Source organism: Marinobacter salexigens (assembly GCF_002806945.1).
Lineage (GTDB): Bacteria > Pseudomonadota > Gammaproteobacteria > Pseudomonadales > Oleiphilaceae > Marinobacter > Marinobacter salexigens.
Genome location: NZ_NIHC01000007.1, coordinates 1 through 20,337 on the forward strand (window position 1 = coordinate 1; position 20,337 = coordinate 20,337).

Below are 20,337 nucleotides of genomic sequence, written 5' to 3' on the forward strand. Positions count from 1 at the left end.
AAACGGGCAAAAAACGAACAAGTAGAGGGGCTGAGCGTGCCTAAATTGCCTTTGAATAGCTTTTTTCGAGCTAATAAAGTTATTCAGCGAGAAATCAGGCATTAATCAGACCCTCCCTAGAGCCTAATCGCTTCTTGGCATGTAAAAAATAGCTAAATATTTATGGTGCACAGTATGTTAGATTTGGTATTAATTAATCAGTCAGATTCTTTTGGTGGGACCGAGAGGCATACTCTGGATCTTCTGAAGCATCTTGATAGATCGGGAGTGGGTTCGGCCTTTTTATACTGTGGTGAAGGGTTCGATAACCATTTGCCTGATGAATATTCGTTAGTAAAAATAGAGAGAATCAATGCAAGAGTACAGCGAAGCAAGCAAGATGATATTAGAGTTTGGCGATCGGCTTTTAATAGATATCGATCCAGAAAGGTTGTTCTAATAAAGCCGTCGTATTTTTCTGTAGATTTAAAATTTCTATTTTTTATGAAACTTTATTTTAAGGAGGTAATTGTGATTGAGCATTCTTTACCTCCACAACGCCTACCTGTACCAAAAGTTGGATTTATTCCAAAGTTTGGCTTTTGGCGGCTTAAGGATGAGTTGGTAAGATACTGTTTCGCTAAAATTCCAAGTAAAGTAATAACAGTTTCCGAGCGTGCGAAAATAGAATCATTGCATCATACTTTTTATAGGAATATAACCGTTTGTCAAAATGGAATCGATGTTGAGGCCTGGTTTCAAGATCAGGATAAAGGTGAAGAATTTCGTGCTAAAAACAGCATTAATTCGAGCCTTCATTTATTTGGTTGCGTAGGCAACCTATTTGAAATTAAGTCTTTCCATATTGCTGTTCTCGCATTAAGCTTATTAAGCAGAGAACAAAAGGATCAGGTTGCTTTGTGTGTCATTGGAGTGGGTCCCGAAGAAGAAAACTTAAGAAATCTTGTTGAAACTTTAAATCTTGATAACGTTTATTTTTTAGGGAAGCAGTTTGACATGCTTTCTGCTTACTCTGCAATGCAGACTTTGCTTATTACTAGTAATTCTGAATCGGCACCTCTTTCGTTACTTGAAGCAACGGCATGTGGTTGTGATGTTATATCTTCAGATGTGGGTAACTGTACTGAGGTCATAGGTGAAATGAAGAATGGTGAAATTATAGCCTCCCGTGAGCCTGAAGTTTGGGCGGCAGCAATAGAGCGTTACTTGGATGGTTATTCTTGTAACGCCGATTCCTCTAGGCTAAAAAATATAGACAAATTCAAACTGAATTATGACATCCAAAAAGCAATGCGGAAACTGGTAACAGCGATTATGGGAGAAATCTAGTAGGTACTACTATATGTTGATTACATTTTTAGTTGTAGCTTGATGAAACTTTCAAGAATTTTTTTCAGCCACTCGCGATATCCTGCTCTTTTTTCGCCAGTACTCCATGGCCCCAAGCGAAGTAAAATGTGGTGAAGGAAGTGCCATCGGATGGTATTAGATGCAATCCCTAGGCTCTGAGCTGTAGTAACGATTTGTGGTTCGTTTAAAACATGGATAGCTTGGGATGGGTCCTCGGAGCACGAAGGCAGTGATAGCGCCAGTGTAAAGTAATCATACAATGGCATAGCAGTTATCTCGAAATCTTCAAAATCAATCACAGTGATATGGGATGTATCGATAATTAAATTATTTAGGCAGAAATCACCATGTTGGGGTATCGAGGGGCAACTGGGTATTTCTGACAGTTCACTAACAGCAAGGCCAACGAGCTTCCCAAGTTTGTCGTCCACTGTGTGTTCCGTGTCTAGATATAGTGCATAAGCTTGGAGAAGTTCGTCGTGCGGCTGCAGATTGTTGGATTTGTGAGCGGCGTCAGTGCCAATGGCAGAATGAAAGTCTGTTAATGAATTCCATAAATTTTTCTCGAGGTGAGTGCGAGCTTTCGCTGTACGAACCTTTGATTTGATCTGGAACCAGGGAGCACCGCTGACCCCGCGTTGTACGTCGTATTTGGCCCCGGCATATTCGTAAACCCCAACGGGTTCGGGAACCTGATTTCCAGCCAGTTGATACAAGCGATTATGCACTTGCTGGGAGTGAACGTCGTGGTCGTCATTAAGTTTACGAATGACATACGCTGGGTGATCAGACTCATCTCCGAACACCATATAAATTGGCCGGGTTGTGCTGATACAAGCAATTGAGGGATTGGTTAGCTTATCTTCAGTGAGCCCAGCCGCAGACAGAAATTGGTTGATGAATAGCATGATTACTCCTTATACACGGTGAGACCTAATCCACCAACCGCAGGGTTCGTCCCAAGGAGCTTGCTGATCAGGTGTTTGATTGTACTTATCAATGGAGAACTAGGATAGGGCAGGACGTTGTTTGCCACGTAACGGGCAGCGTTAGTGTTGAGCTCGTATACACAGGCAGGGTAATCTAGGGATGGATAGATGCCAATTAGGTTCGTCTCCAGAGAGGGGTACTCTTCGCAGAGCTGCCGTCGCAGTCGTTTCAGTAGAGACATGCATCTGTACAGGTTTTTTAAATTCTGTAGCTTGTTTGAACCAGTGCTGGTAGCAACCACAATACAGCAATGAGGAGAGTTGTTGATCAAGTGTTTGACATTTGGGAGCTCGGCATAGTGTTTTTCATGCTCAAGCTCCACTATTGGGGTCTGCAGCACGCCTTCAAGCTGATAAAAACTCTTGTCTTTTACCATGTGTAAAAGCATAAAACCTCAGGCTAGAAAAAACACGGAAATGGAAAGTACTGCATAAGAAACCAAGGGTTCTGGGGACGTAGTCAATTTTTCTCCTGTATTGCGTCAAATTGTTTCAGTTTGATAGAGACGCTAAAAGTGGCCTTGTATTGGAGTCGAGTTCTCCACCTCTTCACCTATTGCAGAGGTTGGGTCACTTAAGCGCTAGGAAGTCTACACTGTTTTTCTGGCATGTTACCATAATAATGGCAAGCGAGCCCGGTACAGAAGCACTGGTGTTTCGGTATAACGTAAGCTGTCACTTTTTGAGCATTGTAACAAACGTTAGGATTTTGTAACGCTAACTGTAATTTGTGAGTGTAGCCCAATTGTTCGAAGACGCTTGCGATATACTCGAATCGACTTTCAATTCATATAGGGTTCTTGGCTCGCCTTTGCGTCCCTTGTTTACTTTCTGAAAGGAGTAATCTTGTACATCAAGCAAAAGCTGAGATTCGTCAATGTTTCACACTAAACTTCACTGCTCATGTTGAGCGAAGGAATAGAATATGTGTTTTGGTAACAAGCTACTTTCTAATGCCCTCCTAGCAGGTGTTGTACTATTTGGCGCATTGACCGCCCATGCGGAGGTAATCTTTACAGAGGACTTTAACAACCAGCCAGAGTGGAATAGTGGTCTGCCACAGAACGGTAAAAGCGGGCTACCACTTTCGCCATCTGAACGTGGTGGGTGGGATGTCGCTATTGGGCAGTTTTCCGGAACCCATACTATTCCGGACAACTGGTCCTTCGTTCGCCAGACTCCAATGTGGGCGCCATCAAGGGGCGATGCCGATCGACACGAAACCATTGAAATCAGTTCTTCGTCTACTGTAGACAACCCGAACCGGACAAGGGGCGGGGCTGGGAAGTCGTTTGTGTCTTGGCGCGATAGCAGCGCCAGTCAGTTCTCCTCTGACGGACTGCTAATGAAGCATTATTCGGAAGGATTCGACCAGATATACGTGGAGTTCTATATCAATTTTTCCAACGAGTCAGTCGCCACATACTATGACACGCAATATGGGGGGAATGGGACTGGCCTATCAAAACTATTCAGAATCTATCACTGGGATGGAACCGGCGACGCATTCGATTATTACACTAACAACATAAACCCCAACATGATCTGGGGGTTTGAGGGGCGTCCTACTATCGCGAGTGGCTATGGGTTTAGGAATAACATTAGCCTGCTTACTCGCAGAGATCGCACACTGCCTGAAAACAAGCAGCGTTTTATTGATGCTAACGGAGTTTATCAAAAAACGCTGCCGACCTCTTACAATCCAGCTACTCGGATGCCATACGGTGGCGTAGCGTTTGAGGATAAAAGAGATGGTGGCTTTATTGACGGAGGGGCTGTTGACATTGATCAGGTTTTTGGCGACGAAACCAATTGGACGAAGGTTGCGTTCTTTGTAAAGATGAACAGTGCCCCGGGCGCGTTTGATGGCACGCTTATACAGTGGATTGACGATAGGAAATCAATGGAAGTAAACACTGTGGCTTGGATTGCAGCATCACGAGACATGGTGAAATGGACGACCTTTGGCATTGGGGGCAATGATAATTTCCAAAAGTACCCCAACAGTCTTCGCCATGAAGAGTGGTATGCGATCGACGATATTAAGGCTGCGACCCAGATACCAGACTACTTGATTGATGACTCCAAAAGTGGTGTTCCACCCAATTCACCGTTAAACATTGTTGTCGATTAGTATTTTAGAGCACCAATCAACTGGGTTCATCAAGCATGAGCCCAGGTATTTTGTGGCTTAATCGTACAGGTTTAAAGGCATTTATATGTAACCTTTTGAGAGCTCTATACTTTTTTTCATAAGATGCAGTATTTAAGTAAGAGTCGAGTTTGTGTTTATATTTTGTGTGCGCTGAAGCGTGAAGACAAATATAATTTCATATTGCTTATAGGTCATTTTCTATCTTTTTAGCCTATCTTGATCTAACAAGCCGAGATTTAATCATCTAACACCTTTTAAAAGCCCGATGCTTCTGCCTATTAAATAGAGCAAGTCTAGAGCATATATTTTGACTAATATATTTGGCATGAATGTAAAGTATCCTGACCGATACATTCGTTTCCAGGAAAGTATAGCGGGAAGAATGGCGCAGGATGATAGGCTAATAAAAAATATAGATTTGCTTGATAGAAAGAGATTTTGAAAGGTGAAAGTAAAAAAAGAAAAAATAAAAGCTAAAGTGATAAGAAAAACAGGATCTTTTAAGGAAGTTTTTAAGTTGGTTAAATAGTTTTCGGAGTGCCAAATTTGCCGTTTTATGAATTGTGTGCAGGTTTTGGCATTGCCCAGATGTGTAATATCCAAGGCATTGCTAATAAAAATATGTATATTTTTAGACGCTAGCCGGCGGTGTAAATCTGTATCCTCGCCGGATGATACCAACTCGTCAAAACCGTTTAACTTCAGGAAAAGCTCTTTTGACAGCATCGTACTTGCACCGATCAGGTGTTTCGGCAAGGTGGGTTGCCCTTTGGTCTCCAATAGCCAGGATGTTTCGACCCATGTTGCATTACAGGGTAGTTTGGCGCTGCCTCCATATGCACAGTTAGGGTAGTCTGTAATTAGATTCTCGGCTCTATTCAGCCACCCGTTATCGATAAGGCAATCAGCGTCAAGGAAGACGAGCATCTCTCCTCGAGCCTTTTTGGCGCCGTAATTTCGCACAGCACCAACATTCCCTTCCAGCAACTGAAACACCTTTGCCCGACCGAACTTAACTGCTGTCTCATAAGTCTTATCCTGAGAACCATTATCCACAACAATCACTTCATACTGGCTACTGTCGTAGTCGGCATTGAAAATAGCTTGAAGGCAGGAGCCAATATGTTCCTCTTCGTTATAGGCAGGTATAACGATAGAAAAGTAGGGTGAGGATTTGGCTGTTTCAGTTGTGTCCTTCATTTTTCTCTAAGCACCGAGCGAAATTTACCGTTACGTCCTCTAGGGATTTCTTGCACTTGCTCAAGCGTCACGTAAAAGTCGTCACCGAGCCGTTGTTTGCAGTTTGAAATGAGGGCGCTTTCATTTAATTCAGTTGTGGAATTTTTCACCAGCCTGATAGTGGCCGAACCAGGTTGTTTTTGAACAACCTGTGCCTCTTGAATACCTTCGACACCCTTAAAAATATGGTCAATGCGCCCAATCAGTCGACCATCGCTTGTCTCAATATAATCATCGACCCGACCGTTAATAGATTTTAGCCCAGGCGTGCCGACTGTTGGTAAGCCAGTGTGTGCTAATGTCGCTGTGTCGCCAAGATTATACCTGAGCAATGGCATTTGTTTGTTTGTTAATGTAGTGGCAATTAGGCTGCCTGTATCAACTGAGCCTGCCTCTGTCTCAACTTCGGTTATACCGATTAGAGGATTGGTTTTATAGATTCCTGTTGAGTCTTGGCCGGCAAAGATTATGTATTCAGCTGTGCCGTAATAATCATAAACCTGACAGTCAAATACGGATTCAATTTTCTCCCGTTGCCACTGCAGGAGTGTCTCGGAATTGGTAATGATCGCTTTGGGTTGAAATCCCGGCTTTGAATTGGAATTCTGGTACTGAGTGGCAAGGTCATAGATTGCTGATGGGTAGCCAATAAGCTCTAAAGGCTGAAACTGGTCGAGCTCTTTCTGGTAGTGAGGAAACGTTTTTTCATCAAGGTGGTAACTTGAAAAAAGTCGCTGGTTTTCAGCTCGATTGAAACGGGAAAAAGGTGGCTTCATATCGTCGGCGGACTTGAGCATCCTTCCGGCAAAAGTGGCTCGTTTAGCGCCAAAAGGAACGCCATGCGTTTCTTCGTGATCAACAAGTAACGCCATAGCCAATTTGTAAGTTCGTTCATCGACTTCCAGTGCGAGCGGAGTGCCAGTGCTACCGCTTGTATGCTGAACCATAAACGGCTTCGGTGCATTTTTTGGTCGGAAGTTATGGCTTTGCTCTAATAGCGTCTGTTTGTATAGGATGGGCAGTTTTTTGAGATCTTGAAGCCCTGTGATGTCGTTCGGGTGCAGGCTGAGCTCGGCAAAAAGTTTTTGGTAATAGGGGATCTGGTTTGCACAGTAGGTCACCATCTGGTGCAAGCGCTCTTCCTGGTATTCTTTTTCTTTGAGTTCACTGAACGCCTTAGCAGCTTCAATTTCTTTACGCACATCATGATATAAGCCTGTGTATCGCTTTTGATAAAGCTTGTACCCATACGCAGATATCAGAAAGTTCTGAAACAGTGGGGGGCAGTTAAAGTATAGTTTTTCAGCGATTTTCATCGTGAATTGCATCCCCATTTTCTGTGGTTCTTTTTTTAGTGGATAGATAGTGATCTATAGTTTTTATTTTACAGAGCATATCCATTGTAGATCCGGCATCGATTCCATTATCTTGATTGGAAGCGATGCTTTTTAGCATTCGATCCTTAGACCAGATATCCGATTTTAGTGAATGTATAGTGGTTTCGAAAAAATTGCTGGCATAAAGGTGTTCATAGTTAAACCATCCCAGATTAGGACGATTTTTCTTTAACTTGAAAAATGTCTTTTCAAAAACTATTCGGAAAATTCTTGAAAGCTCTTGAATAATTATCGGCCGCTTGGCTTTTGCCAGCGTCGCAGCCATAGGAAACTCCAGTAGGTCAGCGTTTAGCTCAGAAATGACGCTTTTGGTTAATCTATTTTGGATCCGTTGCTCAAAAGGAACGTTATAGGCCAGTTTTAACAGATCTGGATGGCTGAGAGGGGAGTAATAGCCTTGAAAGGCTTTCGCCATGCTTGGCTGCTTCATCATGTATTGACGACTTACATGGTCATAGTTAAATTTCTCAATTGCAAATGAGAAATCGTTTGTTGCTTCCAGGTAGGTATCGAGAGTGTCATGTAGGCTATTTGTTAAGCTGATGGCCGTCTGACAGAATATTTGAGTACCTTTTTCACTTGTAAACCAGAAGTGTTTTGGCGCTGTCGCATGCTTCTTTACATCACTTATGATTTTTTCTTTTGAAACTATATTTGGGCTGATCAAGTGCAAAGAATTAAAGGTTTTCTGGAAGCGGGTTCCTACGCTTGAAAAGCCATTATGGCCCCCTAGCCTGGCACCTATCACCCCACTTGCGATGGGTAGCTGAAATTTCTTCGATATGAGCTCGCTAGATAGGTGCCAAATTGGCCAGAGGCAGTGGCCGTGAAGCTCAAGCATGTCATCAAGTAGGCCTGTATCTATTGTCATTCCTTTTACATCTTTAAAATAATGATCCGTTCGCAAGGTACCCGATAGTTTTTTTGCAATAGTGCATTCACGGCTGGATATATCTCCGTGAGTATAGGCTGTCGTTATAGGTGACTTTCTAGGAGCAAGCAGCGTTCTGGAATCCCACCCTGCCGACATCATTAGGGCCATAGGGTGGTAGCTTTGCATGACGCTGCTAAGCAGTTTTGCAAAATTTTTACCATTGGCCAATAGTGTCTCTGAATTAGGTTTTCGTAGGGTTTCATCGCATATCCGCTTTTCTAGATCCCGGGAACCGGCGGCTACCTCTAGGAGTTGATTAGGCAGTGTTTGCTGAATGCCCTTTAAAAAGGTGCTTTCTCCTAGCGTGTAACCAAATGCAAGATAGCAGTGAATTGCGTCCCAGTCGGGCTGATCACTGTCTTCCACTAAGTTATCCAGTCGGTTAGATAGTTTGATTGTGGAGTCACCAACCCGATAGTAAACAGGCTCAGCGCCAGCCAGATCCGACCTTACAATGAGCTTTTTATCTGCGGAAGAGTAGGTGACTGATGTCCCGTTGACTGGCGCATTATAATCGATGGTTTCGGTGTCTTTTCTTTCACCGAAGAATAGCTCGAAGTCCCCGGATTCTTTTAGCTGATGACGGATATAGAAAGGATTGGCATCCTCAACCTGAAGTAAGGCTATGGAGCCAGAATCCATAGGTTCAGACTGTTGATCATCCTGAGTTTCTACAGTTACGAGAAATGAGTTCGGCTTCAACATCTTTTACACTTCCTTAGTCCTTGAGCTGATTTTGGCAGCTGGATTCCCGCCCCAAATGGCCCCGACTTCTTCAATTGGCCGAGTTAAAACAGATCCAGCAGCGACTATAGATTTGTCGCTGACACCTGCCATCACAACTGCGCTGTTTCCAATCCAGCAGTCTTCGCCGATTTTAACTTTTGTATAGCTACCACCCTGGTGCTGGATAGGCGTTTGTGAATCGCTAAAGTTGTGTTGTTGGTTACCGCTCAATATATGCACACCACTCCCTAGGAGAGTGTTCTCACCGATCGTGCACTTACCGATATTACACTGTGGGCCAATGTACACGCCTTTGTGGATAGACGTATCTCGATGGGAAAACACAGTTAAGAAGCCAATGAGGATATCGTCTGAGGTATCCGGGCAAGCAAGCCGATAAAATGCAGCGCGAAGGTAAATTCCGATTTTTCCCGGAACCAGACTAAGGGTTTGAGAGAATGTCTGGAATGTACCGACTGGGTTACCCAGTAAACTGAAAAGTAGATAGAGCCCATAGATAGGCAGAGCCAGCAATAGAAAAAGGTTTTTGATCGTTCTTTTTAATGTATGGCGCATGCTCAGTGTCGATCCAATCGAGTGTTTAGCCAGTGCCTCTCGTGGGATGGCCGAAAAGTAACTAGAGCCCGAAGTAGACGCCCACCAAGGCGAGACAGGAGTAGCTTCCATGTAAGAACCGGGGGTGTCCAATGCTGATGAGCGGGCGCTGTAGCATCGTTAGACAATGAATTCGGATTTTCTAGCAGTTGCGGGCCGTAATTTTGCATGAGAATAATGAGAATTCTGGAGAAATGGCTCTCTTTGCTGTGCTTGAGTGTTCCCGTATGTTCTTTCAGCCACTTCTTGCCGAGCTCTCTATACTGATCGGCGTTTTCATCGTCTAGTTCAGATGCCTGGAACATCAGCATCGCTTTTCGCACATCCTGGGCTACCCAAGTGTCATTTGGGAATTCAAGTTGACTCTGATCTTCCATAAAAGGGCGTTCGTTGTTTAGCATCCAGTGGGTGTAACGGAGCACCGATGCTTTAGTATACTCATATTGCTCATCATAGCCGTTGACCTGGCGTTTCAAATAGAGGTAGCGAAAAAGGGCGGCGAGGAGCACAAGATAGGACCACCTGTTTTCAACATCGAGCAAATCCCGGTGCTCAACCACGTCCAGCGGATGAATTGTTTTCCTGATAACCGCTTCTGCCTGCTGAAGCCATGATTCGTTCTCATCGAGGATCCAGGCATCCAGGAGCGTATTGAGGTAATTCCCGGTGCCACGATTAAAGGGGTATCTATGGGCTGAAACAGTTTTACCGCGCATCTTTTTCTTCAATGCTGGAATTTCCCTTTTCTTTATCGCCAGCATTTGCTCAAGAAACCCTCCTTGGCCTTCATGAAGGGCTGTCATCCAGCGGGCAAGCCCAAGAACGGCCTGTCGCGATCTTTGGCTTCCTGTGAGGTAATGATGGTAGAGGAGGCCGGTTGAATAGCAATGCTCTTCAGCTGGCCCGCCGCCGGTTTGTCCAGGGGTAGAGCTGGAACTGTTGTGACGAGAAAACGTTCTATGGGTTGCGGTATAGGCATCGAGATAATGATCTGTGTGCCAGAACAGGCCGTGGTTGTATTCCGCTCTATCTTCCTCGGTGTGATATATATCGATGTCTACCACATGCCGAGCTAGGTCATCCATTAGCCGAAACCAACGCTGATCTCCCGTTAGGGCAAACTGCCTCGCGAACCCGTATATCGGATCATATTGATTGTTGTAGTGAGATATGAAGGGAAGCTCCCCCTCCTTCTGATAGAGGATTTCATGATCCGCAAAAATATCGCCAAAATTGCGCCAACCAAATTCGTCAATAACCTCTCTTTTCGCAAAAAAGTTAGAGGTCCCGTTTAGCCCTTCAGCTATAAGTTCATCGAGCACGCTAGGGGGAGTATTGGCTTTGAACCAAGGGAAGGCGTCAGCATGCTCATAGCTTTCTGGTGTAATGACTGGTGTGAGCGGTGTATAAGCTGCTGTGGCAAGGCTGTTGTCGGAATTGTGTGTCATCATGAATCGGAGGGTTTTCTGTTCGCCCCCTTGCAGTTCATAGGGCTTTTTAGCATCTTCTGGGAACAGACCGATCGTGAGCATGTTTCCGTTTTTACGGACACTCGTTGGAAAGTTTTGCCAGAAGTCGGGGATTGCCACGTCGAGTTGCCCGCAATCATTGACGATACTAATTAACGGATTCGCGCGTTTACCTTCCTGCACAAGCGCGCTTGAATCGAGCAGCTTGTAACCACAGAATTGGGTGGTGACTTCGCCATTGCAGTCTATATGGTTGCGGCTTTGCCAGTTTTCGCCTCCGCTGGAGTCTTGATAAAGGTTGAACTCTGGCAGGTGAATAGTTTTAGGTTTTTCGTCTATTGCTTGCGCCGTTATGCGTGCTTGGCTCTTGGCTGGCAACGTTGTTTCTACGGCAAGTTCGAGAAAATATACTGAGCCCGGATCTCCCAAATCCCACAAGCCGCCGGAGTGGCGGGCTCGCTTGGGATTATGGGTTGTCAATTCAACTTGGACCAGGCCGGTTTCCAGAAAAATACGCAGTTCACACTCAAACCGCGCGAGTGGATCGTTGTTTTGCCTTAGCCATTGACCCTTTATAGTTGCGGCAACAAAAACGGGGCCCTGTCGAGTAACTTCCCAGTTGGTTTCCACTTTTGCTGTGCAGGGCATTCCAGTTTCATCGCTCAGCGTCACTGTCGATGGAATACCTGTACCGTTTTTATTGTTGACCTGCCAGGTTAGGTTGTCAGATTTGAGGTCAAGGCTACCTGTTGATGTTTGTATCAGAAGGACGTCAGAAGTTCGATTAATAAGAGGCTTGGGGCTAGCGGGGGAGGAGCCCTGTGGAATACTAAGCGTTAATTTTTTTTCGCTGCCAGGATCTAGGCTAGTCAAAAAGTTAATATGAACCCATCGAATGCTTCCGTCTGGCCAGTGAGCTAGGGGGTCAAACTGAGTGGTTACAGGGTGCTGGCCATCCATGAGTTCAAGCTGCTTGGCTGTCTGTACGACCCCCTTGGGCAAGGGAACGCTAAGGCCTGCCGGCTCATCGATGCGGTTAACGTGATTTTTTTCTTCTAATCGGATGGTGATTTTTTTTTCCATAAATCTATCTACTGCCTAACTCCCTGTTTGATGCATAGGATAATCCGTTAGTCTGGTAACATAAAGGCACATTTTAAAAACCATGCTTTTACAAGGCGACAACTATGTCGCCTGTCATTTTCCTCTGGCCTAGCTTGCCAGATTGCTAAGCCGATGACTCAAGTGCTGAGCGCAGCGCTTCTACCGTGCACTATTCCAAGTTCCAGCATTTCTGCCAGATTCCGGCTCCCAGAGAGGTCAGCGTGCTGATACTTACTAAGTAAATACTCATTGATTGCAAACCGAATAGAAGTCCGGAACTTTCGATTAACATGAGGTTAACCAGAAGTTATAGGTCGGTAGCTGTCTGTCATTTAAAAGGGCTCATTAACAGTGCGATAGCTCGAAAATAATTGTAGATAAAATTATTTTTCCCAGCGCGTTGTTACTATGAATAATCACTGCTTCCATACTTCATCTTTCTTAAGGTTTTATGGATCTTTGGTTGAGAAATTAAAAGCTTTTTCATCCTATATCTGGCTAATGCTATGATACCGAAGCGGTACTTCAGACCATCTTCCAGAGTGCTCATGCAAGGATTGCATGAGCCACATGGCATACGAAATAGAGGTTGATGACAGAACCAGGTTAGGTTTAAAATATCTAGAATGCCGCACTCCTTTGCGATCTCATACATATCTAACTTCGTCAATGCAAGGACAGGGAAGGAGCATTGTCTAAACAAGCAAAAAAGATCTTTGTCCGCATTTTTAGAGATTACTCGATTCCCTTCCTTATTTATTTCAGTATTTTTCAAACAAGGCATAACGCTATGCCGGATATCACTTAGAAGCTCAATCGAAAGCTCCATTGTTTTTATTTCATTTTGTAGGATATAGGATGACGTATATATATATTGAGAACCGATCCAACCTCTTGATAGTAAATTCTTATGTGCGTTAAAAAGATACTGACATACAATAATATCAGACTGGTCAATAATTTTTGTATCTCGAATGAAACAGTCTGGAAATCTCTCATTCACTCTATGACGAATTTCGTTCATCGCCTGTATTTCTTTTTTTAGGGAGTCTCTATGCGGGTCTCGAATGTAATGGGGTTGTATCACAGCACCCTCTTGGGCGAGCTGCAATAATCTAAAAGTTGAATCCCAGCCTCCAGTCCAAAGTAAGTTGACCATTTTTCCCCTCCCATCGATATTGCTATTGGCGTTTACCGAACTAGCTTCTGACGAGGCGTCGGTTTGTTCAATTGCATGCCTTAGACTATTATTTTCCACGGGTCTGAATGACCAAATAGCGAAGCTGACCCCATTCCTCTGTTCCTCTAAGAAGGAAGAAACCGATAACTCCAGTACTGATTGCCGCGATTGCAACGTGCAGTGTACCAAGCATTAAAAACTGTACCAGATAATGACTGCCTGAAAGATCTAAGGACTGAATCACGGCAATTGCCAGCGACGTTCCTGCAAGAGTTGGAACGCACAGGAAGAGAAGCTTGATTAGGGAGAACCCGGTCTGCTGCTCAAGGATAAGCAGCAGTGCAATGGTAGTTGCAACAGCCAGCCAACCGCGAACCCAGGCCATGATTTCCAGGCCTCCTGTGGCGGTGAGCCAGAGGGTAGCAATGATCATTACGGTTGAAATGACGTCGAACCAGAAAAGTAGCTTTACTTTTCCTTGGGCGATAATGGCGTCGCTAATCAGTGCAAAAAGGCAGAAAGTGAAGAAAAACAACCCGAATGGCTCCAGCAAAGGGGCAAATTCCGACCAGTCGGGGCCAAGCAGTACGCGGATTATGAGTTCCGGGTACAGCATGATGAAGGCGGTTATCGGTGTTAGAACAGTTACCATCAGAGCCAGGCTCAACCGTATGCGGTAAGCGAGGGCTTGGCGATCCGCTTTGCTCTCGGAGATGGCGGCCAGCAAAGGTTCACTCATGGGGATTATCGCAGACAATGCTGGTAGCAGGCTGACTTCGCGTACCAAGTTATAACCACCCAATTGAGCGGTTCCGAAAAGGCGAGAGACCATAAGGTTATCGATTTGGGAACGGGTAAATCCGACGATTCCTCTAAAAAGCAGCCATTGTGAAAATTGCCATTGTTGGCGAAAGTGAACGAGGGTCCAACGCGGGCGGAAGTTATGAACGCGGTAGGATCCAATGGTAAACACCAATCCAGAAACCACAGTGCCCGATATGATTGCCCAGTGGCTGGGGCTTGTGAAGGCCCAGGCGATAACGACAATGAATGAGAGGCCCTTTTGCCAAAGTGTAAGCTGAAATATTGGGCGGTAATTGATTTCCCGGGCTAACAGCATGATGCCTGGGTTTTTTAGCGCCCTGAGCGGCAGTGTGATTGCTGAGACGGCTAATGCTGTTGTGAGCTCCGGCGTTTCAAAGAAGTCTGCCAGAAAGGGCCCAAGCAATAGAATCAACACGAACATCGTGGACTTAATAGCGATGTCCATACTCCAGGCTGTGTTGAGGTCGGCTTCGGTTACTTCGGTTTTTTGAATGATGTACTGCCGGTTTCCTATCTCAACCAAAAGCTCAAAGAATTGCAAAGCAATGATGACGAGAGCCACAACGCCGAAATGTTCGGGCAATAGCAAGCGGGCCAGTATCAGAGTGCTGATAATGCCAAGGCCTCGCTGAACGAGTTGCATGCCGAGCAAAAGGCTGGCGCTTTTGAGAACTCGTAAGCTCGTCGTCATTGTTTGGCTAATTGAAGTTCCGCGCCTAGGGTATTGATGCGGTAAGACCTGGAGGGAGCTAAATTGTTTAATGTTTTCCTTAACATTGGTGGCCCGCTGAGCTGAGTACGAAGTCTGCAGGATACTGCTTATATCGTTTACATAAAACCTTAGCTCAACCCAAAAGACGCCCTTGCGCATCTGGCGTCAGAATATTTTACGCATTTTAGTCTGGGGCGGCTGTTCAGGTGTTTTTTAAGTCTTAAAAAAGCTATAAAACAGCCCGCTCAGAGCCTTTTGTTATGATGGGTGCCATTAAATATTCCGATAAAAGACGCATGCCGCCTCAGGCGATCCATTTGCATCGCTCCGGCGTCGAAGATACTTACACTTGAAATTCTAAACAGCCGAATTGATTTTTAACAGTATTTTACGATGTTGAAAGACAACGAGTTTTTACATATGGCATGGATGGTGCTTCCCGTAGGTAGCGCTGACGTAAATCAAGCTGCAGCGTCCAAATTCAAGGAGAGATAACAATGAACAAAATCTTTAAACGAACTCTTTTGTCCTCGCTCGTTGTTCCCTTTGCGGTGGGTGTTCAATTTGCAAGCGCAGCGCCTATTTCGAACTGGACTTACGACGTGGATAGTAATTTTTCCAGTGTGGTATACACCTCAGGGGGAACCGGAAACCAATCGACTACCTCTAACCTGTTGTCGTGGGGTGGAACAGATCCTGACGATCGGTCATCGGTTGGCATTACTGACGTCAACAGCAGTGATCCGGGTGCTCCGGTATTAGTAACCGGTAACCCGGCCATTAATGGTGGGGTATTTTCGCATGACAACAATATTATTGCCGGTACTCATGACACATTGAAGAGCTTCACGCTTACGTCCACGCTGACGCTCGAACCAGACCCCCAGACGACGCCCAATCTGACTGAGACATTGGGGCCCCTTGACTTCAATGCGTTCTTTACCGAAACGCCTAATGCGGGTCCATGTGCAGGTGGGACTCCTACGCCATGTCAGGATATTTTCACACTAGCAAATCCGGGGGCTTTCGACTTCGAGCAGTCTTTTGATTTCGATGGCTATACATACACCGTAATGTTGGAGCTGATCGGTTTGACAACCTTGGCCCCTGCTTTGTGTGATGCAGCTGATGCGCCCGCGAATTGTGTTGGCTTGGTAACTCAAGAAGACGCGCTCAACACGTTCCAAACCAAATTCAGTATCAGCGCTGCTGCAATTGTGCCCGAGCCGGGTACTTTGGCACTGCTGGGCATGGGCTTGGCTGGGCTGGGGTTAACTCGCAGAAGAAAATCTGCCAAATAAGCAGTTTACTAGGTAATAGTTATTACTTAGCACAGCAAAAAGCCTCCGCTTAAACGCGGAGGCTTTTTGTTGAAGGAGTGAAAATTAATCAGGCAACCCGCCTGACGTTAGTCTTGTAGCCATGGTGAGGTTTGGCAGGCAAGTATCGCCCCCCATCAGTAATCAGCGACCAGACATCCGGTCGGCGCTTCCTTATTCCCTCAATGAGTGATGCTGCTTCGGTGAACGCCGGGCGGCGGCGGCCGTGATATTCCATGATGGGGCCTACATGATCGAACTCCACACCAAATCGTTTGAGCAGGCGCAGTTGGGCTGGCTCCATGACGGCCATCCAGTGGGTTATGCCATGCTTAACAGACATTTGCAGAATAGCGGCGAATAGCCCCAGGCTAATATAGGGCATGGCCCGTTTGCCGTTTTCGGAATCGCTGTAGTAGGCGGGTTCGCTGATGCCGGAGACTGACTTTTCTTCGTTGAGGCGGCGGCGAAATTCCCGGCTGACTGCCATTCGGGATATCTCTGCGATCTGATCACGGCGTGCGCTTGCAAATGCATCCTGTGCTTGCTGGCTCATTCGGTGAAGGCAGGGGGCTTCCATGGGAAAGCTGGCTTGTTCCGGGTTATCGCCGGCGGTAACAAGACGTACTGTAGCAACGCTGTCACTAGTCATCCGGTGTCGGATCAGAGCATGTGCAGAACGCATGTCGTATTCATCGTGTTCGCGCTTGTCGGCGAAGCAGTTTGGATCTTCAAAAGGCCGGTCGATGCAGTAAACCTGATAGCGAACAGCAAAGACTTCGTTGATGGCCTCAGGAGAGTTCGCCAGCTGAACATTAAATACCGAGTTGAAGATGGTGCTAACGTCTTCAAAAGTTTGTTGGCTTGCTTGCATTCTGATCCTCTTCCTTCCCATTCAGGGAGCTGTTATGCCGGTATATCGAGGTTACAGCCCTCAAACCTCGGATTGATTTAGCTTGGGCACGTAACGCCCGGGGGCCAGTATGAAATTAGGGTCGACAGCCGCTTTCAGTTGGCTGGCAAGCCTGGAGCAGTTGGCTCCACTGGAAGTGAGGATGTCCATAGCGTCGATGTTGAGGCGGTAGGGTAGGAAACCCTCTTTTTGCCCCGCCTCGTACAGGGCGCGATAACACTCGTTGGCCTTCGCCGTGCCATCTGCGCTTTTACGATCAAAGAGCAGGGGAACGGTTGAGTCGAAGCAGCGGTCGTTTATTGTGGTCAGTGTAATTAGCGGGTTTACACCGTACTGCGGGCAAATTCTTTCAACCATGTTGATGTAGCGGCGAACGTCCGTTCCCCGTATGGGTACCAGTGGTGCAAACCAGATGAGACCGCAGCCATCCCGCGCCGGATTTTTGGGCTGTCCGGGCTCGGGCAAAGTGCCAGAGCGCCAGTATGCAAGGGCCAGCGCGACGTCGTTCGGGGTGCCGTGCATGATTTCCAGCGCACCTGCAAGTGTGTCTGCCATGCCCTTGATCCGTGTGCCCAGTTTGCCGGGCAATACATGGGCAATTTTTCGGGCGGTTTCAACTTTTCGTTGGTCGATGAAGATGAGGCGGTCGGTTACTGGGCCGAGAAGCCGTCGTAGCGTGCGCCGGGCCGCTCTGGCTACCTCCTTTGACGCGTAAATGGCGCCAACGCCGCTCCAGGCCGGCACGCTATGGCGGTTGGCGAGGCGTGCAACTTCGTGATCAGGCAGCACGCCATCAACGGCCTTGTCTTCAGGGAAGGGCGCCATCATTGAGAGCATGCGCTGACTGTTGAGCAGGTTAATTGCCACCACCGAGCCGCCGAGCGTTCGCAACACCTCTCTTACTTTGGGCACCAGGGCTTCCAGCTTGGCGTCGTCTTTTGTGGAGAAGAAAAATGCGGTGACTGTTTCGGGCGCTGGCGCAAGGGCGAGGGTGATGTTCACCACCACGCCAAAATTCCCCTGGCTGAAAAGCCCGTCTATATAGGGGCCAAGGCCCCATTTGAAAAGCCCGTCTACTTCTGCACCGCCAAGCTCGCTGAGCGGAGTTCGGTAATGACTGCCATCGGGCAGAATCGCTTCTATCTTGGTAACTGCCGCAAAATGGTCAGTGATAGGGGTGATGCCATAACCCCGCTCAAGGGCGTTACCAAGTATGCTGCAGGTGGGCCCCGCGCCGGTCACTGGAACAAGATAATGGCCTTCTTGCTGATCCAGAAATTCCCTCAGGGCACCTTGTGTTACACCTGGCTCAACGGTAACAACGCCCATCTCTGGATCAAAGCCGGAAATGCGGTTCATCCGGCTAAGATCCAAAATAACACAGCCATCTTCAACCGGGTTGGCGCTGCCATAGCCCCAGTTGTTGCCCGTACTCACAGGGTAGACGGCAACCTGCCATCGTTGTGCGATCTGCAGAATCGCAGCGACCTGGTCTTGGTTCTCCGGGCGAAGTACTGCCGGAATAGAGCGCTTGGTTCCGATTGTGGAGGCGCCAAACTCTGCTGGTTTAGCCGCGATGACACCGGGTTCACCCAAGATGCTGATCCATTCGGCAATTGCGGACTCGGTAGAGGTGCTATCCACAGGCGTTTCCCAAGGTTTATCGGTGGCTTGATAAGGGCTTGACTAAAGGTGGTTAACGTGATGAACGTCACGCGTCAAAAATTATAGAGGAGGAGGGGTTGACAAAACATGTCGCGTCAGTAGCCGCTTGAAAGCTACTTTTGCAGAAGAACATGCTTGCAAACAGATGGTTGGGGCAGAATTAGAGAAACGATATGAAGTGTATATTTGTTAAATAATGTTAAATTGGTCGGTTTTTAACCTTTTTGTAAGGGTTTGGTTAATCAAGTTTTGAATTGTTATTGTGTTTGGCTATCAACTAACGACGCTGTGTTTTGAATTTGAGTAAGTAAGTTGGTGCAGTCTCGTGAGCCGCAAGATGCTTGTATGGTAACCAGTGCAAATCGCGTTTCACCTGTAAGCGCGGCCGGAACCTGGAGGAGTTTGGCATTGCGGTAACTCCAGCTTCTTTGCGAGCCCACCTTGTACCATTGCGTTACCAGCACTTTGTCTCTGGTGAGAATGTTTCGATAAACACTGACGCCAGGTTGGAGTTGTTTTTCAACGTGCCAGATCGAGTTGTCGAATAGTCTAGGTAGATAGGGAACAAGCTTGTCATCTGCGCTTTGTTTCTGGCTTTGGGCGATGGATACCCAGGTGTTGTCTGATTGCCAGATCTGCTCTTTCAGAACACTGGGGAGGGAAATGGGCAGTGGCAGTTTGTCAGCCTGGGTTTGCCTGAACTGCGGAAGGTCAATAATCCATTCCGGTTTCTGGCTGGCTGTGCTTTGAGCAAATAGGAGTGCAATCGGGCCAAGAACGATTGCCGCTATAATGGCAAAGATCCCCTTTTTGTAGCGGATGCCGCCACCGGCAGGCGAGTTTGGCTTTGTGGTGCGTTTGCGAACTGGCGAAAAGTACAGCGCTGGCATGATAAAGGCGCCAAAGACAATCCAGCCCATGGTTTCGTGATCCGTTAGCAAGTCGCTTTGCATATCGGTTTCGTAGGCCACCACGACCAAAATCGTTATGCGCACCCAGTTAGCGATGAGGGCCAGGGTGATGGCAGCCAACAGGGTGATGAGCCAGTCGCGCCAACGGTAGTCGTTCAGGATGGATGTCATCATTGCCAGCAATATGGCAATCGCGAAATATCGGATGCCGGAGCAGCCGTCGGCAATGAGAAGGCGACCATAGGGCAGGGTGATGCTGTTGCCTTCTATGAGGGCAGTCATCCCGAACCATCCCACCCAAGTGCCAACCACTATGCTTGCAAGCTCCACGAGGCCAGGAACCATGTCTGCCCAAATGGGCAGCGAAAGTGACAAAAGTAGTGCGTAAGGGAGGAATGCCAGTGTTCGTGGGAGCCCCAGTAACGCCCAGGCCGTCGCGATTAGCCCGGCGGGCAGCAACAGGTAGGCGAGGGTATCGATACGAACCAGTTCGAGTACACCCCAGATCAGCGTTGTGGCTATTAATAGAGCTGCGCCTGCAAGATGGTAGGGTTTAAGCGTTGTTTGAGGTTCGTTATGGCCGGGAGGATGGATCAACAACAGGCCTAGGAAAATCAGGGCAGTGGCAAGACCGTGCGCCAGAACCTGTTCAAACTCAAGCCAGGCTTCCGCCAGCCTGATCCAGGTGGGGTAAAAAATAAGGACGGCGATCGCTGTAACCACCAGATAAGGTCTGGAGAGAGGTAGGTTGTCTAGTGTTTTCCTTAACATCGCTTGTCCGCCAAACTGCTAGTCACACGCAAGGATACTGTGTATGACGTTTACATAAAACTC

14 protein-coding genes are annotated in these 20,337 nt (G+C 46.9%); 3 read left to right on the forward strand and 11 right to left on the reverse strand.

Features of this window, described 5'->3' with window-relative positions:
- Window positions 1-174 precede the first annotated feature (174 nt).
- Window positions 175-1,329 (forward strand): glycosyltransferase family 4 protein, encoded by a 1,155-nt coding sequence (locus tag CDH47_RS13815; protein ID WP_161494492.1) that lies wholly within the window; start codon window positions 175-177, stop codon window positions 1,327-1,329.
- Between the two features lie 20 nt (window positions 1,330-1,349).
- On the opposite strand, the gene CDH47_RS13820 is transcribed toward CDH47_RS13815, so the two are convergent.
- Window positions 1,350-2,258: a phosphotransferase gene (locus CDH47_RS13820; RefSeq protein ID WP_100640495.1), complete on the reverse strand. Its 909-nt coding sequence runs from the start codon at window positions 2,256-2,258 to the stop codon at window positions 1,350-1,352.
- 1,006 nt (window positions 2,259-3,264) lie between these two features.
- Between CDH47_RS13820 and CDH47_RS13830 the strand changes: the two genes are divergently transcribed.
- Complete coding sequence (locus tag CDH47_RS13830; RefSeq protein WP_100640497.1) at window positions 3,265-4,473, forward strand: hypothetical protein; 1,209 nt, start codon at window positions 3,265-3,267, stop codon at window positions 4,471-4,473.
- 261 nt (window positions 4,474-4,734) lie between these two features.
- Here the strand turns inward: CDH47_RS13830 and CDH47_RS13835 are convergent, their stop codons facing one another.
- The 7 genes from CDH47_RS13835 to CDH47_RS13865 form a co-directional block, all read right to left on the reverse strand.
- Window positions 4,735-5,694, reverse strand: a complete 960-nt coding sequence (locus CDH47_RS13835; protein WP_100640498.1) for a glycosyltransferase family 2 protein — start codon at window positions 5,692-5,694, stop codon at window positions 4,735-4,737.
- Window positions 5,691-7,049: a phenylacetate--CoA ligase family protein gene (locus tag CDH47_RS13840; RefSeq protein WP_100640499.1), complete on the reverse strand. Its 1,359-nt coding sequence runs from the start codon at window positions 7,047-7,049 to the stop codon at window positions 5,691-5,693. The genes CDH47_RS13835 and CDH47_RS13840 overlap by 4 nt, the downstream gene beginning before the upstream one ends.
- Window positions 7,036-8,769 (reverse strand): asparagine synthetase B family protein, encoded by a 1,734-nt coding sequence (locus CDH47_RS13845; RefSeq protein ID WP_100640500.1) that lies wholly within the window; start codon window positions 8,767-8,769, stop codon window positions 7,036-7,038. Before CDH47_RS13845 ends, CDH47_RS13840 begins: the two co-directional genes overlap by 14 nt.
- A gap of 3 nt (window positions 8,770-8,772) precedes the next feature.
- Window positions 8,773-9,366: an acyltransferase gene (locus CDH47_RS13850; RefSeq protein ID WP_100640501.1), complete on the reverse strand. Its 594-nt coding sequence runs from the start codon at window positions 9,364-9,366 to the stop codon at window positions 8,773-8,775.
- A gap of 2 nt (window positions 9,367-9,368) precedes the next feature.
- Entirely contained in the window at window positions 9,369-11,957 is a 2,589-nt protein-coding gene (locus tag CDH47_RS13855; protein WP_100640502.1) for an RIFT barrel domain-containing protein, read from the reverse strand.
- A gap of 427 nt (window positions 11,958-12,384) precedes the next feature.
- A complete protein-coding gene (locus tag CDH47_RS13860; RefSeq protein WP_100640503.1) occupies window positions 12,385-13,137 on the reverse strand; it encodes an adenine nucleotide alpha hydrolase family protein in 753 nt (250 codons plus the stop codon).
- Between the two features lie 88 nt (window positions 13,138-13,225).
- On the reverse strand, window positions 13,226-14,854 hold the full coding sequence (locus CDH47_RS13865; protein ID WP_239985794.1) for a lipopolysaccharide biosynthesis protein: 1,629 nt from the start codon (window positions 14,852-14,854) through the stop codon (window positions 13,226-13,228).
- Window positions 14,855-15,192: 338 nt separating this feature from the next.
- Here CDH47_RS13865 and CDH47_RS13870 point away from each other — a divergent pair, with 338 nt between their 5' ends.
- Window positions 15,193-15,996 (forward strand): THxN family PEP-CTERM protein, encoded by an 804-nt coding sequence (locus CDH47_RS13870; RefSeq protein WP_100640505.1) that lies wholly within the window; start codon window positions 15,193-15,195, stop codon window positions 15,994-15,996.
- A gap of 88 nt (window positions 15,997-16,084) precedes the next feature.
- On the opposite strand, the gene CDH47_RS13875 is transcribed toward CDH47_RS13870, so the two are convergent.
- The 3 genes from CDH47_RS13875 to CDH47_RS13885 form a co-directional block, all read right to left on the reverse strand.
- The gene (locus CDH47_RS13875; protein WP_239985796.1) at window positions 16,085-16,888 is read right to left on the reverse strand and encodes a PEP-CTERM/exosortase system-associated acyltransferase; all 804 of its coding nucleotides are present in this window, start codon (window positions 16,886-16,888) and stop codon (window positions 16,085-16,087) included.
- Window positions 16,889-16,948: 60 nt separating this feature from the next.
- A complete protein-coding gene (locus tag CDH47_RS13880; protein ID WP_100640507.1) occupies window positions 16,949-18,571 on the reverse strand; it encodes an FAD-binding oxidoreductase in 1,623 nt (540 codons plus the stop codon).
- Between the two features lie 278 nt (window positions 18,572-18,849).
- Window positions 18,850-20,274 (reverse strand): exosortase/archaeosortase family protein, encoded by a 1,425-nt coding sequence (locus CDH47_RS13885; protein WP_100640508.1) that lies wholly within the window; start codon window positions 20,272-20,274, stop codon window positions 18,850-18,852.
- Window positions 20,275-20,337 lie beyond the last annotated feature (63 nt).